The following is a 13,059-nucleotide window of genomic DNA, read 5'->3' on the forward strand; positions in this document are numbered from 1 at the left end:
GGACGTACTTAAGGCTGACGGGCTGATCCTCGTCGATTTCTGGGCTGAATGGTGTGGTCCTTGCAAAATGATCGCCCCGATTCTGGATGAGATCGCCGACGAATATCAGGGCAAACTGACCGTTGCCAAGCTGAACATCGACCAGAACCCGGGCACTGCACCAAAATACGGTATCCGTGGCATTCCGACCCTGCTGCTGTTCAAAAACGGCGAAGTGGCGGCGACCAAAGTGGGCGCGCTGTCCAAAGGTCAACTGAAAGAGTTCCTGGACGCTAACCTGGCGTAAGGTTTCTCCGCTGTGCGTTCAGAGCTCCCGGCTAAATGATGTGGAACTCTGGACGCCCGGCTGAAGTCGTGCTAAGTTAGCTATGACTTCGTTTTAAACATATCTTGTTGTTTGAATCTTGTTTTACCCGATACTTCCCGTTGTTGACATATACAGTGCGTGAAGTGGCTAAATTCCGGGCTTGTCACTCAATCCGTCTTGTCGTTTCAGTTCTGCGTTCTTTCCCTGTGACCAGACAGCGAACAGACATGAGTTGATGGCCGCTAAACAGGCATGGATGACCCTGCCATACCATTCACAACATTAAGTTCGAGAATCACCCCGAGTTTAAGAACCCACACCATTATGAATCTTACCGAATTAAAGAATACGCCGGTTTCTGAGCTGATCACTCTCGGCGAAAATATGGGGCTGGAAAACCAGGCTCGTATGCGCAAGCAGGACATCATTTTCGCCATCCTGAAGCAGCACGCTAAGAGTGGCGAAGATATCTTTGGCGACGGTGTGCTGGAGATATTGCAAGACGGATTTGGTTTCCTCCGCTCTGCAGACAGCTCCTACCTCGCCGGCCCTGACGACATCTACGTATCCCCTAGCCAAATCCGCCGTTTCAACCTCCGCACTGGTGACACCATTTCAGGTAAGATTCGTCCTCCTAAAGAGGGTGAACGCTACTTTGCACTGTTGAAAGTTAATGAAGTTAACTACGACAAACCAGAAAACTCGCGTAACAAGATCCTCTTTGAGAACTTAACGCCGCTGCACGCGAACTCTCGCCTGCGCATGGAGCGTGGTAACGGTTCTACCGAAGACTTAACCGCACGTGTTCTGGACCTGGCATCACCAATTGGTCGTGGTCAGCGTGGTCTGATTGTGGCACCGCCAAAAGCGGGTAAAACCATGCTGCTGCAGAACATCGCGCAGAGCATCGCCTATAACCACCCAGACTGTGTGCTGATGGTGCTGCTGATTGACGAACGTCCGGAAGAAGTAACGGAGATGCAGCGTCTGGTTAAAGGTGAAGTTGTGGCTTCTACCTTTGACGAACCAGCATCTCGTCACGTTCAGGTTGCGGAAATGGTTATCGAGAAGGCGAAACGCCTGGTTGAGCACAAGAAAGACGTGATCATCCTGCTCGACTCCATTACGCGTCTGGCCCGTGCGTACAACACCGTGGTTCCGGCTTCCGGTAAAGTATTGACCGGTGGTGTGGATGCCAACGCCCTGCATCGTCCGAAGCGTTTCTTCGGTGCTGCACGTAACGTGGAAGAGGGCGGCAGCCTGACCATCATCGCGACGGCGCTGATCGATACCGGCTCCAAAATGGACGAAGTTATCTACGAAGAGTTTAAAGGTACAGGTAACATGGAACTGCACCTCTCTCGTAAGATTGCTGAAAAACGCGTCTTCCCGGCTATCGATTACAACCGTTCCGGTACCCGTAAAGAAGAGCTGCTCACCACACAGGAAGAGCTGCAGAAAATGTGGATCCTGCGCAAAATCATCCATCCAATGGGTGAAATCGACGCAATGGAATTCCTCATTAACAAGCTGGCGATGACCAAAACCAACGACGATTTCTTCGACATGATGAAACGCTCGTAACGCAAATAAAGCCAGTGAACGCCACGTTTTTACGTGGCGTTTTTCTTTTATGGACTATACGCTATTACCACACACTCCCAATTTTGACCGGTCGGTGCGACAATAGGACCGTTTGTACAGTCAAAGAAATAATTGATTGAAAAATATACAAAGGGAGTTGTAAGAAGCCACCTTTATTACTTCTGAGGCGGGGGCTTCATGGTTATACTTCCGGGACTAACATTTGTTGAGAGCAATCCATTGTGAATCTACTCACCGCCGTTACTGAGCTGATCAGTATTTTTTTATTCACAACCTGTTTTTTGTTCATCGCGCGTAAGGTGGCAAAAAGAATAGGATTGGTGGATAAACCCAATTTTCGTAAACGTCATCAGGGACTTATTCCTCTGGTTGGAGGGATTTCTGTTTACGCTGGTATTTGTTTCACGTTTGGCATTGCGGATTATTATATTCCTCACGCAGCCCTCTATCTCGCCTGTGCGGGTGTCCTGGTACTCGTCGGGGCACTGGATGACCGATTCGATATCGCGGTGAAGATCCGCGCCACCGTCCAGGCGGCGATTGGCGTGATTATGATGGTCGTTGGCGGACTTTACCTGAGAAGCCTCGGTTATGTGTTCGGCCCCTGGGAGTTAGTCCTGGGTCCATTTGGCTTCTTCCTGACACTGTTTGCTGTCTGGGCTGCGATTAACGCTTTCAACATGGTGGACGGTATTGACGGTCTGCTCGGTGGGTTGTCATCGGTTTCCTTTGCCGCTATCGGCATCATTCTCTGGTTTGATGGTCAGTACAGCCTGTCAATGTGGTGTTTCGCCATGATTGCCGCCATCCTGCCTTATATCCTTCTAAACCTCGGTGCGCTGGGGCGTCGCTATAAAGTCTTTATGGGGGATGCGGGCAGTACACTAATCGGTTTTACTGTTATCTGGATTTTGCTGGAAACCACTCAGGGTAAAACGCATCCGATTAGCCCCGTGACTGCCCTGTGGATAATTGCCATCCCGTTAATGGATATGGTGGCGATTATGTATCGCCGTCTGCGTAAAGGGATGAGTCCTTTCTCTCCTGATCGTCAGCATATTCATCACCTCATCATGCGCGCGGGTTTTACTTCTCGTCAGGCGTTTGTCCTGATCACCCTGGCCGCGGCTATTCTGGCAGCCATTGGCGTCGCTGCAGAATATGCGCATTTCATTCCTGAATGGGTAATGTTGGTATTATTCTTGCTAGCATTTTTCCTGTACGGCTACTGTATTAAGCGCGCATGGAAAGTGGCGCGATTCATTAAACGTCTGAAACGCAGGATGCGTCGTAACAATGACAAAAACACAACATTAACTAAGTAAAACCGGGACTATGATGACTCAACCGTTGGCGGGAGCGAAATCAGTGGTAACTGAGAATGAACTGGATATTCGGGGTTTGTTTCGCGTGTTATGGGCAGGCAAACTTTGGATTGCGGGGATCGCGCTGGGGTTCGCACTGTTAGCGCTGGCCTACACCTTCTTTGCAAAACAAGAGTGGAGCGCCACGGCAATTACAGACAGACCAACGGTTAACATGCTCGGCGGGTTTTATTCCCAGCAGCAGTTCCTGCGTAACCTGGATATCAAGGCGAATCTGGCGACACCCGATCAGGCTTCCGTCATGGATGAGGCGTACAAAGAGTTTGTGATGCAACTGGCCTCGTGGGATACACGCCGCGATTTCTGGAGTCAGACGGATTATTACAAGCAGCGTATGGTGGGCAACAGCAAAGCGGATGCCGCGTTTTTGGATGACCTGATAAACAACATCCAGTTTACGCCGGGTGATGCGCTGCGTAACGTTAATGACAGCGTCAAACTGGTTGCGGAAACGGCACCGGATGCTAATAACCTGTTGCGTCAGTACGTTGCTTTTGCCAGCCAGCGTGCTGCAAGCCATCTCAATGAAGAGCTTAAAGGTGCCTGGGCGGCCCGTACCATCCAGATGAAAGCCCAGGTAAAACGTCAGGAAGAGGTGGCACAAGCCATTTTCTCCCGCCGCGTACACAATATTGAGCAGGCTTTGAAAATTGCGGAGCAGCGTAATATTTCCCGCAGCGAAACGGATGTCCCGGCGGATGAACTGCCTGATTCTGAAATGTTCCTGCTTGGTCGCCCAATGCTGCAGGCTCGTCTGGAAAACCTCCAGGCTGTTGGTCCTGATTTTGACCTCGACTACGATCAAAACCGCGCGATGCTCACCACCCTGAATGTTGGTCCAACGCTGGACCCGCGTTTTCAGACCTATCGTTATTTGCGAACGCCTGAAGAACCTGTAAAACGCGATAGTCCGCGTCGTGCATTCCTGATGATTATGTGGGGGATTGTAGGCGCACTGACGGGCGCTGGCGTGGCGTTAACGCGTCGTCGCACAAACTAAGAACGCCGTCTACGATGAAGGCTACGGTCTTCATCGTCTAATCGAAGAGAATCGATGTGAAAGTACTTACCGTATTTGGCACCAGGCCGGAGGCCATTAAGATGGCACCTCTGGTTCACGCGCTGGCCAATGATCCTGATATTGAAGCGAAAGTGTGCGTCACTGCCCAACACCGTGAGATGCTTGATCAGGTCTTAACGCTCTTTTCCATCGTCCCGGATTATGACCTTAATATTATGAAGCCGGGGCAAGGGTTGACCGAGATAACCTGCCGTATTCTGCAAGAGCTCAAGCCGATCCTGGAGTCATTCAAACCTGACGTCGTGCTGGTTCACGGTGACACCACTACCACCGTGGCGACAAGTCTGGCTGCGTTTTACCAACGTATTCCCGTTGGTCATGTTGAGGCGGGTCTGCGTACCGGCAACCTTTATTCCCCATGGCCGGAAGAGGCCAACCGTACGCTCACCGGTCATCTGGCCATGTACCACTTTGCGCCAACCGAAAACTCGCGTCAGAACTTGCTGCGTGAAAATATTGCCGATAATAAAATTTTTGTGACCGGCAATACGGTCATTGATGCGTTGATCTGGGTACGCGATCGCGTACTGGCAAACAGCGATCTGCAGAAGGACCTCGCAGCCCGCTATCCGTTCCTGAATAATGGCAAAAAAACCATTCTGGTCACCGGCCACCGTCGTGAAAGCTTTGGTCGGGGCTTTGAGCAAATCTGTCATGCGCTGGCTGAAATCGCCGCGCAGAACGACGATGTACAGATTGTCTATCCGGTACATCTCAATCCTAATGTGAGCGAACCCGTCAACCGTATCCTGGGTCATGTCGAAAATGTCCTTCTGATTGAACCTCAGGATTACATGCCGTTTGTCTGGTTGATGAATCATGCCTGGCTGATCCTTACCGATTCAGGTGGCATTCAGGAAGAAGCGCCGTCCCTCGGCAAGCCCGTTCTGGTGATGCGTGAAACGACCGAGCGTCCGGAAGCCGTCAAAGCGGGTACGGTACGTCTGGTCGGAACCGACACAAAGTTGATCGTCGAAGAGGTCACGCGCCTGCTGCACGACAATGAAGAGTATCAGGCGATGAGCCGGGCCCATAATCCGTATGGAGACGGGCAGGCTTGTGGTCGTATTTTGCATGCACTTAAACACAATCGGATATCGTTATGAGTTTTACTACCATCTCTGTCATTGGTCTTGGCTACATTGGCTTGCCCACTGCGGCAGCGTTTGCCTCCCGTCAAAAGCAGGTCGTTGGTGTGGATATCAACGCACGTGCGGTAGAAACCATTAACCGTGGCGAAATTCATATTGTGGAGCCCGATCTCGACCGTGTGGTCAAAGAGGCCGTTGATGGGGGATTCCTGCGCGCCAGTACCACACCTGTTGAAGCCGATGCATATCTGATTGCTGTTCCAACGCCATTCAAAGGCGACCATGAGCCCGACATGGTTTACGTCGAGGCCGCAGCGAAGTCAATTGCACCTGTCCTGAAGAAAGGGGCGCTGGTGATCCTGGAGTCGACCTCTCCGGTTGGGGCAACCGAGCAGATGGCGCAGTGGCTGGCAGAAGCACGACCTGATTTAAGCTTCCCGCAGCAGGCGGGTGAGCAGGCCGATATCAATATTGCCTATTGTCCGGAGCGCGTGCTGCCGGGGCAGGTCATGGTCGAACTGATTAAAAACGACCGCGTAATTGGCGGTATGACGCCCGTTTGTTCCGCTCGCGCCAGCGCGCTGTACAAGATTTTCCTTGAAGGCGAATGCGTGGTGACTAACTCGCGTACGGCGGAAATGTGCAAGCTGACAGAAAACAGCTTCCGTGACGTGAACATCGCGTTTGCGAATGAGTTGTCGTTGATCTGCGCCGATCAGGGGATTAACGTCTGGGAGTTAATCAGCCTGGCGAATCGCCATCCGCGCGTCAACATTCTGCAGCCAGGTCCTGGCGTGGGCGGTCACTGTATCGCCGTCGATCCGTGGTTTATCGTGGCGCAAAACCCGGCGCAGGCACGTCTGATTCGCACTGCGCGTGAAGTGAACGACAGCAAGCCTCACTGGGTACTCAATCAGGTTAAATCCACGGTTGCGGATTGCCTGGCAGAGAGCGGCAAGCGCGCCAGTGAACTGAAAATTGCCTGCTTTGGCCTGGCATTCAAACCGAACATTGATGATTTGCGTGAAAGCCCGGCAATGGAAATTGCTGAGATGATTGCCGGATGGCACAAGGGCGAAACGCTGGTGGTCGAACCGAATATTCATGAGCTGCCGGCAAAGCTGGTGGGGCACTGTACGCTGACCGCGCTGGAGGATGCGCTGGCGACGGCGGATGTGCTGGTGCTGCTGGTGGATCATAAAGAATTTAAAGCAACGTCCGGTGATACTGTTCGTCAGCAGTACATCGTTGATACCAAAGGTGTCTGGCGTTGAGTAGCCTGAATGGGGTACTTGAACCTCTGCACTGGGAGAGTACCTTTTTCGGTCTACCCTCGGCCATTGCGCGTCTGCGAGATGATGCGCCGGCACTGACGGAATCTGACTTTACAGCCTGGCAGAGGGTTCAGGCTAAGATCCCAGCAGACCGTGCTGACCTGCTGGATGCGCTCCAGCAACACGGCTTTAAGCTGGTTGAAGGTGAGGTCGATCTTTCTATAACGCTCACCCGGCATGATGCGTCAGGCGCGGAATTTGCAGCGGAACAGGATATTCCCGTGCTGCGTCAGATGGCGGTTCGGGCGTTTGCTCAGAGCCGTTTTCGCACGCCCTGGTACGCGCCTGACGATAGCGGACGTTTCTACGCCCAGTGGGTGGAGAATGCGGTCAAAGGGACCTTTGACCATGTCTGCCTGGTTTTTCGTGCCGTGGACGGGCAAATTCAGGGATTTGTCTCGCTGCGTAAGCTCAACGAGCGCGAGGCGCGTATTGGCTTATTAGCCGGGCGTGGCATGGGTGAAAAGCTCATGCAGGCGGCGCTTCACTGGGCGCAGCAGCAACAGGTCTCGACGCTGCGGGTGGCGACTCAGGTGGGTAATACTGCCGCGCTTAAACGTTATATTGCGAGTGGTGCCAACATCGACGCCACCGCCTACTGGTTATACAGGTGACAAGATGATTCCATTTAACGCACCACCCGTCGTGGGAACTGAACTTGACTATATGCAGTCTGCTATGGGCAGCGGCAAACTCTGCGGTGATGGTGGGTTTACCCGTCGCTGCCAGCAGTGGATGGAACAGCGTTTTCACAGTGCCAAAGTTCTGCTGACCCCGTCCTGTACAGCATCACTGGAAATGGCAGCACTATTGCTGGATATCCAGCCTGGCGATGAAGTGATTATGCCGAGCTACACCTTCGTTTCCACGGCGAACGCGTTTGTTCTGCGCGGGGCGAAAATCGTCTTTGTGGATATCCGCCCGGATACCATGAACATTGACGAGACGCTGATTGAAGCGGCAATCACCGACAAAACACGTGTAATTGTTCCAGTTCACTACGCGGGTGTGGCCTGTGAAATGGACACCATCATGGCGATCGCCAAAAAACATAACCTGTTTGTGGTGGAAGATGCCGCCCAGGGCGTGATGTCCACTTACAAAGGGCGTGCGCTGGGGACTATCGGCCATATTGGCTGCTTTAGCTTCCACGAAACCAAAAACTACACCGCAGGTGGGGAAGGTGGGGCGACGCTGATTAATGACCGGGCTCTGGTAGAGCGTGCGGAAGTGATCCGCGAAAAAGGCACCAACCGTAGCCAGTTCTTCCGTGGCCAGGTCGACAAATATACCTGGCGCGATATTGGCTCAAGCTATCTGATGGCGGATCTGCAGGCTGCCTATCTGTGGGCGCAGCTGGAAGCAGCGGAACGTATCAACCTCCAGCGTTTGACCCTTTGGCAAACGTATTACGATGCGCTTGAGCCTCTGGCAAAAGCCGGACGTATTGAACTGCCAACGATCCCGGCTGATTGTGTACACAACGCGCACATGTTCTACATTAAGCTGCGCGATAACGACGATCGCAGCAAGCTTATTGCCTGGCTGAAAGAAGCCGAAATTATGGCGGTGTTCCACTACATTCCGCTGCACTCCAGCCCGGCGGGTGAGGAGTTTGGGGTATTCGCAGGTGAAGATCGTTACACCACCAAAGAAAGTGAGCGTCTGCTTCGCTTACCACTCTTCTATAACCTCGCGCCGGTTAACCAGCGTACGGTGATTAATACCCTTCTGAGTTATTTCGGCTGATATGTCTCTGGCAAAAGCATCGGTGTGGACCGCCGCGTCCACACTTGTAAAAATTGGCGCCGGGCTGTTGGTCGTCAAGCTGCTGGCCGTTTCATTTGGCCCTTCAGGTGTGGGGCTGGCAGGTAATTTCCGCCAGCTTGTTACCGTCCTTGGTGTGCTGGCCGGAGCCGGTATTTTTAACGGCGTGACCAAATACGTTGCTCAGTACCATGATGATGCAGCCCAGCTCCGTAGGGTAGTTGGTACCTCTTCGGCAATGGTATCTGTTTTTTCGACTCTGCTGGCGGTTGTATTTCTGTTGGCGGCAGCCCCTATTAGCCAGGGATTGTTCGGGCATACCCAATATCAGGGCCTGGTGCGTCTGGTTGCGTTGGTTCAGATGGGCATTGCCTGGGCTAACCTGCTACTGGCGCTGATGAAAGGCTTTCGTGATGCTGCCGGGAACGCCCTTGCGTTAATCCTGGGGAGCGTCATCGGTGTTATTGCCTATTACTTCTGCTATCGCCTTGGAGGGTATGAAGGCGCACTGCTGGGGCTGGCGCTGGTTCCGGCGCTGGTTGTTGTTCCTGCCGCGTTTATGCTGATGCGTCGTGGCGTCATCCCTCTGAGCTACCTGAAACCTCAGTGGGACAAGGTTCTTGCCAGCCAGTTGGGTAAATTTACCCTGATGGCGCTCATCACCTCCGTCACGTTACCCGTGGCCTACGTAATGATGCGAAACCTGCTGGCGGCGCATTATAGCTGGGATGAGGTCGGTATCTGGCAGGGCGTAAGTAGCATTTCCGACGCCTACCTCCAGTTTATAACGGCTTCCTTTAGCGTTTATTTACTGCCAACCTTATCGCGCCTGACGTCCAGGCAGGATATTACCCGTGAGATTTTTCGATCTCTGCGCTTTGTGTTGCCGGCTGTTGCGGCCGCGAGTTTTACCGTCTGGTTATTGCGCGATGTTGCCATCTGGCTGCTTTTCTCAGCGAAGTTTACCGCCATGCGCGATCTCTTTGCCTGGCAGCTGGTGGGGGATGTACTGAAAGTGGGGGCTTACGTTTTTGGCTATCTGGTGATTGCGAAAGCCTCGCTGCGTTTGTATATCCTGGCTGAGATTAGCCAGTTTACGCTCCTGACGGCGTTCTCGCACTGGCTGATCCCCGCACACGGGGCGCTGGGAGCGGCTCAGGCCTACATGGCAACCTATATCGTTTATTTTGCTGCCTGTTGCGGCGTATTTTTACTTTGGCGTAAACGCGCATGACTGCACTGATTCACATCCTGGGATCGGATATCCCACACCATAACCAGACCGTTTTGCGGTTCTTCAACGATGAGCTGGCATCGGGTGATCCTGATGCACGTGAATTTATGGTTGCAGGTCAGGATAAGGGCCTGAGCGAGGCGTTTCCGGCGCTGACAATCGAATTCTGGCCGGATAAGGCCACGCTGGCGAAGGCGGTCGTTGCCAAAGCCAAAGCAGATCGTGAGCAACGCTTCTTCTTCCACGGGCAGTTTAATACCGGTCTGTGGATGGCACTGTTAAGCGGCGGAATTAAACCCTCCCAGTGCAGCTGGCATATCTGGGGGGCCGATCTTTACGAGGTTTCCCGCGGCTGGAAATTCCGGCTTTTCTACCCGCTGCGTCGCATGGCGCAGGGACGCGTGGGCTGTGTTTTTGCCACCCGAGGCGATCTGAATTATTTTGCGAAACAGCATCCTGATGTGCGCGGCGAGTTGCTCTATTTCCCGACCCGAATGAACCCGGCGCTGAACACGATGGGGAGCGACACGCCACGGGAGGGGAAACTGACGATTCTGGTCGGTAACTCTGGCGATCGCAGCAACGAACATGCTGCCGCGCTCAGGGCTGTTTATCAGCAATTTGGCGATACCGTCAATGTGGTTGTCCCGATGGGTTACCCCCTCAACAACGACGCCTATATCGACGAGGTTCGCCAACAGGGGCTGGCGTTATTCAGCGCCGGGAATTTGCAAATTCTCGATAATAAGCTGGAATTTGATGAGTACCTTGCGCTGCTGAGGAAATGCGATCTCGGGTATTTTATCTTTGCCCGCCAGCAGGGGATTGGCACGCTGTGTCTGCTGATTCAGGCCGGGATCCCCTGTGTACTTAATCGCGATAATCCGTTCTGGCAAGATATGGTCGAGCAGAATCTACCGGTGCTGTTTACTACCGATGTGCTTAATGAAGAGGTTGTTCGGGAAGCACAGCGACAACTGGCGCTGGTGGACAAAAATTCCATCGACTTCTTCAGCCCGAATTACCTCTCGCCGTGGCACCGTGCGCTGCGTATCGCTGCAGGAGACAAAGCATGAGCCAGTTGCAATTCAGCGGTTTGCTGGTCGTTTGGCTCCTGAGCACACTGTTTATCGCCACGCTCACCTGGTTCGAATTCCGCCGCGTGCGTTTCAACTTTAACGTATTCTTCTCATTACTGTTTTTGCTGACGTTCTTTTTCGGTTTCCCGCTAACCAGCATTCTGGTCTTCCGTTTTGACGTGAGCGTCGCGCCGCCAGAAATTTTGCTCCAGGCACTTCTGGCTGCAACCTGTTTCTATGCGGTTTATTACGTCACCTATAAAACACGGCTGCGTCCAGCGCAGGCAACCGCGCCACGCCGGGCGCTTTTTACCATGAACAGGGTTGAGACCCACCTGACATGGGTGATGCTAATGACCATCGCTCTGGTCAGTGTCGGTATCTTCTTCATGCATAACGGCTTCCTGCTGTTTAAGCTGCACTCCTACAGCCAGATTTTTTCGGCCGAAGTCTCAGGCGTGGCGCTTAAGCGTTTCTTCTACTTCTTCATCCCGGCAATGCTGGTGATCTTCTTCCTGCGGCAGGACAGCAAAGCGTGGCTGTTCTTCCTGGTCAGCACCGTCGCGTTCGGCATTCTGACTTACATGATTGTGGGCGGTACGCGCGCGAACATCATTATCGCCTTCGCCATCTTCCTGTTTATCGGCATCATTCGCGGTTGGATCTCGCTGTGGATGCTGGTGGCGGCTGGGGTGTTTGGCATTGTCGGGATGTTCTGGCTGGCACTGAAGCGCTATGGGATGAATGTGGCGGGTGATGAAGCGTTTTACACGTTCCTCTACCTGACGCGTGATACGTTCTCACCGTGGGAAAACCTGGCATTATTGCTGCAAAACTACGACAAGATTGATTTCCAGGGCCTGGCGCCAATCGTTCGCGACTTCTACGTCTTTATCCCTTCCTGGCTATGGCCGGACCGTCCTGGTGTGGTGCTCAATACCGCGAACTATTTTACCTGGGAAGTACTGAACAACCATTCCGGACTGGCCATCTCGCCAACGCTGATTGGCTCTCTGGTAGTGATGGGTGGGGCGTGGTTTATTCTGCCCGGGGCCGTTGCCGTAGGGTTGATTATTAAGTGGTTCGACTGGCTTTACGTGCGTGGTAATGAAGAGACCAACCGCTATAAAGCGGCCATTTTGCACAGTTTCTGCTTTGGTGCCATTTTCAATATGATCGTTCTGGCGCGCGAAGGGCTGGACTCATTCGTTTCGCGCGTGGTGTTCTTCATGGTCATTTTCGGCGTCTGCCTGTTACTGGCCAAATTGTTGTACTGGCTGTTTGACAGTGCAGGGCTTGTGCACAAGCGCGAGCCGCAGGGCAGCACAACGCTGTCGCAAGTCTGAGTAAGGATAGTAATGACTGATAAAACGTCTGCACCGCGCTATGCGCTACGTGGTTTGCAGCTTATTGGCTGGCGCGACATGCAGCACGCACTGGATTTTCTTTTTGCCGACGGCCAAATGAAATCCGGGACGCTGGTGGCCATCAATGCGGAAAAGATGCTGGCGGTGGAAGATAACGCCGAAGTCAAAACCCTGATAGAAGCGGCTGAGTTCAAATATGCTGATGGTATCAGTGTGGTTCGCTCAATCCGTAAAAAGTATCCTGGCGCTAATGTTTCACGCGTGGCAGGAGCCGATCTCTGGGAGCAGCTCATGGCCCGCGCAGGTGCTGAGGGTACGCCAGTGTTCCTGATTGGCGGCAAGCCGGAAGTACTGGCTCAGACAGAAGAGAAACTGCGGCGTCAATGGAATGTTAATATTGCCGGCAGCCAGGATGGTTACTTCAAACCAGAGGATCGACAGGCGTTGTTTGAACGCGTGCGCGACAGCGGGGCGAAAATTGTCACCGTGGCGATGGGCTCACCGCGCCAGGAAATCCTGATGCGTGATTGCCGTCTGGTTTGCCCGGATGCCCTCTATATGGGCGTCGGTGGGACGTATGACGTCTTCACTGGCCATGTAAAACGTGCGCCGAAGGTATGGCAAAACCTGGGACTGGAGTGGCTGTACCGCCTGCTGTCGCAACCAACACGTATTAAACGCCAGCTCCGTCTGCTGCGTTATCTCGCCTGGCACTACACCGGGAAAATGTAATCAAAATGTAGCGCGATATGCTATTCGCGCTGCAACTCCCCTGCAAAACTGCTGCGAATCTGTGCAATGCATTTATT

At 53.1% G+C, this 13,059-nt stretch carries 12 protein-coding genes; all 12 read left to right on the forward strand.

Annotated elements, in window-relative coordinates:
- Positions 1-286 (forward strand): thioredoxin TrxA (trxA, locus tag HED65_RS19810; protein WP_114979894.1); only part of this gene is annotated, 286 nt, incomplete at its 5' end.
- 345 nt (positions 287-631) lie between these two features.
- Positions 632-1,891, forward strand: coding sequence for a transcription termination factor Rho (rho, locus tag HED65_RS19815; RefSeq protein ID WP_001054528.1), 1,260 nt, complete (start codon positions 632-634; stop codon positions 1,889-1,891).
- 242 nt (positions 1,892-2,133) lie between these two features.
- On the forward strand, positions 2,134-3,237 hold the full coding sequence (gene wecA / locus HED65_RS19820) for a UDP-N-acetylglucosamine--undecaprenyl-phosphate N-acetylglucosaminephosphotransferase (protein WP_014833726.1): 1,104 nt from the start codon (positions 2,134-2,136) through the stop codon (positions 3,235-3,237).
- A gap of 13 nt (positions 3,238-3,250) precedes the next feature.
- On the forward strand, positions 3,251-4,297 hold the full coding sequence (gene wzzE / locus HED65_RS19825) for an ECA polysaccharide chain length modulation protein (protein WP_114979856.1): 1,047 nt from the start codon (positions 3,251-3,253) through the stop codon (positions 4,295-4,297).
- 56 nt (positions 4,298-4,353) lie between these two features.
- Positions 4,354-5,484: a non-hydrolyzing UDP-N-acetylglucosamine 2-epimerase gene (gene wecB / locus HED65_RS19830; RefSeq protein WP_114979857.1), complete on the forward strand. Its 1,131-nt coding sequence runs from the start codon at positions 4,354-4,356 to the stop codon at positions 5,482-5,484.
- Positions 5,481-6,743, forward strand: a complete 1,263-nt coding sequence (wecC, locus tag HED65_RS19835; protein ID WP_114979858.1) for a UDP-N-acetyl-D-mannosamine dehydrogenase — start codon at positions 5,481-5,483, stop codon at positions 6,741-6,743. The genes wecB and wecC overlap by 4 nt, the downstream gene beginning before the upstream one ends.
- Entirely contained in the window at positions 6,740-7,417 is a 678-nt protein-coding gene (gene rffC, locus HED65_RS19840) for a dTDP-4-amino-4,6-dideoxy-D-galactose acyltransferase (RefSeq protein WP_114979859.1), read from the forward strand. Before wecC ends, rffC begins: the two co-directional genes overlap by 4 nt.
- Positions 7,418-7,421: 4 nt before the next feature.
- A complete protein-coding gene (gene rffA, locus HED65_RS19845; protein ID WP_114979860.1) occupies positions 7,422-8,552 on the forward strand; it encodes a dTDP-4-amino-4,6-dideoxygalactose transaminase in 1,131 nt (376 codons plus the stop codon).
- Between the two features lies 1 nt (position 8,553).
- Positions 8,554-9,804: a lipid III flippase WzxE gene (gene wzxE, locus HED65_RS19850; protein WP_114979861.1), complete on the forward strand. Its 1,251-nt coding sequence runs from the start codon at positions 8,554-8,556 to the stop codon at positions 9,802-9,804.
- Positions 9,801-10,880 (forward strand): TDP-N-acetylfucosamine:lipid II N-acetylfucosaminyltransferase, encoded by a 1,080-nt coding sequence (locus HED65_RS19855; RefSeq protein ID WP_114979862.1) that lies wholly within the window; start codon positions 9,801-9,803, stop codon positions 10,878-10,880. Before wzxE ends, HED65_RS19855 begins: the two co-directional genes overlap by 4 nt.
- The gene (gene wzyE / locus HED65_RS19860) at positions 10,877-12,229 is read left to right on the forward strand and encodes an ECA oligosaccharide polymerase (protein ID WP_114979863.1); all 1,353 of its coding nucleotides are present in this window, start codon (positions 10,877-10,879) and stop codon (positions 12,227-12,229) included. Before HED65_RS19855 ends, wzyE begins: the two co-directional genes overlap by 4 nt.
- 12 nt (positions 12,230-12,241) lie before the next feature.
- Positions 12,242-12,982: a lipopolysaccharide N-acetylmannosaminouronosyltransferase gene (gene wecG / locus HED65_RS19865; RefSeq protein WP_114979864.1), complete on the forward strand. Its 741-nt coding sequence runs from the start codon at positions 12,242-12,244 to the stop codon at positions 12,980-12,982.
- Positions 12,983-13,059 lie beyond the last annotated feature (77 nt).

Source organism: Pantoea sp. LS15, from assembly GCF_012241585.1.
Classification (GTDB): Bacteria; Pseudomonadota; Gammaproteobacteria; order Enterobacterales; family Enterobacteriaceae; genus Enterobacter.

Excerpts from the sequence above, each read along its gene's own strand:
- HED65_RS19855 (WP_114979862.1), top strand. The coding sequence starts at position 9,801 with ATGACTGCACTGATTCACATCCTGGGATCGGATATCCCACACCATAAC.
- rho (WP_001054528.1), top strand. The coding sequence starts at position 632 with ATGAATCTTACCGAATTAAAGAATACGCCGGTTTCTGAGCTGATCACT.
- rffA (WP_114979860.1), top strand. The coding sequence starts at position 7,422 with ATGATTCCATTTAACGCACCACCCGTCGTGGGAACTGAACTTGACTAT.
- wzxE (WP_114979861.1), top strand. The coding sequence starts at position 8,554 with ATGTCTCTGGCAAAAGCATCGGTGTGGACCGCCGCGTCCACACTTGTA.
- wzzE (WP_114979856.1), top strand. The coding sequence starts at position 3,251 with ATGACTCAACCGTTGGCGGGAGCGAAATCAGTGGTAACTGAGAATGAA.
- wecC (WP_114979858.1), top strand. The coding sequence starts at position 5,481 with ATGAGTTTTACTACCATCTCTGTCATTGGTCTTGGCTACATTGGCTTG.
- wecG (WP_114979864.1), top strand. The coding sequence starts at position 12,242 with ATGACTGATAAAACGTCTGCACCGCGCTATGCGCTACGTGGTTTGCAG.
- wzyE (WP_114979863.1), top strand. The coding sequence starts at position 10,877 with ATGAGCCAGTTGCAATTCAGCGGTTTGCTGGTCGTTTGGCTCCTGAGC.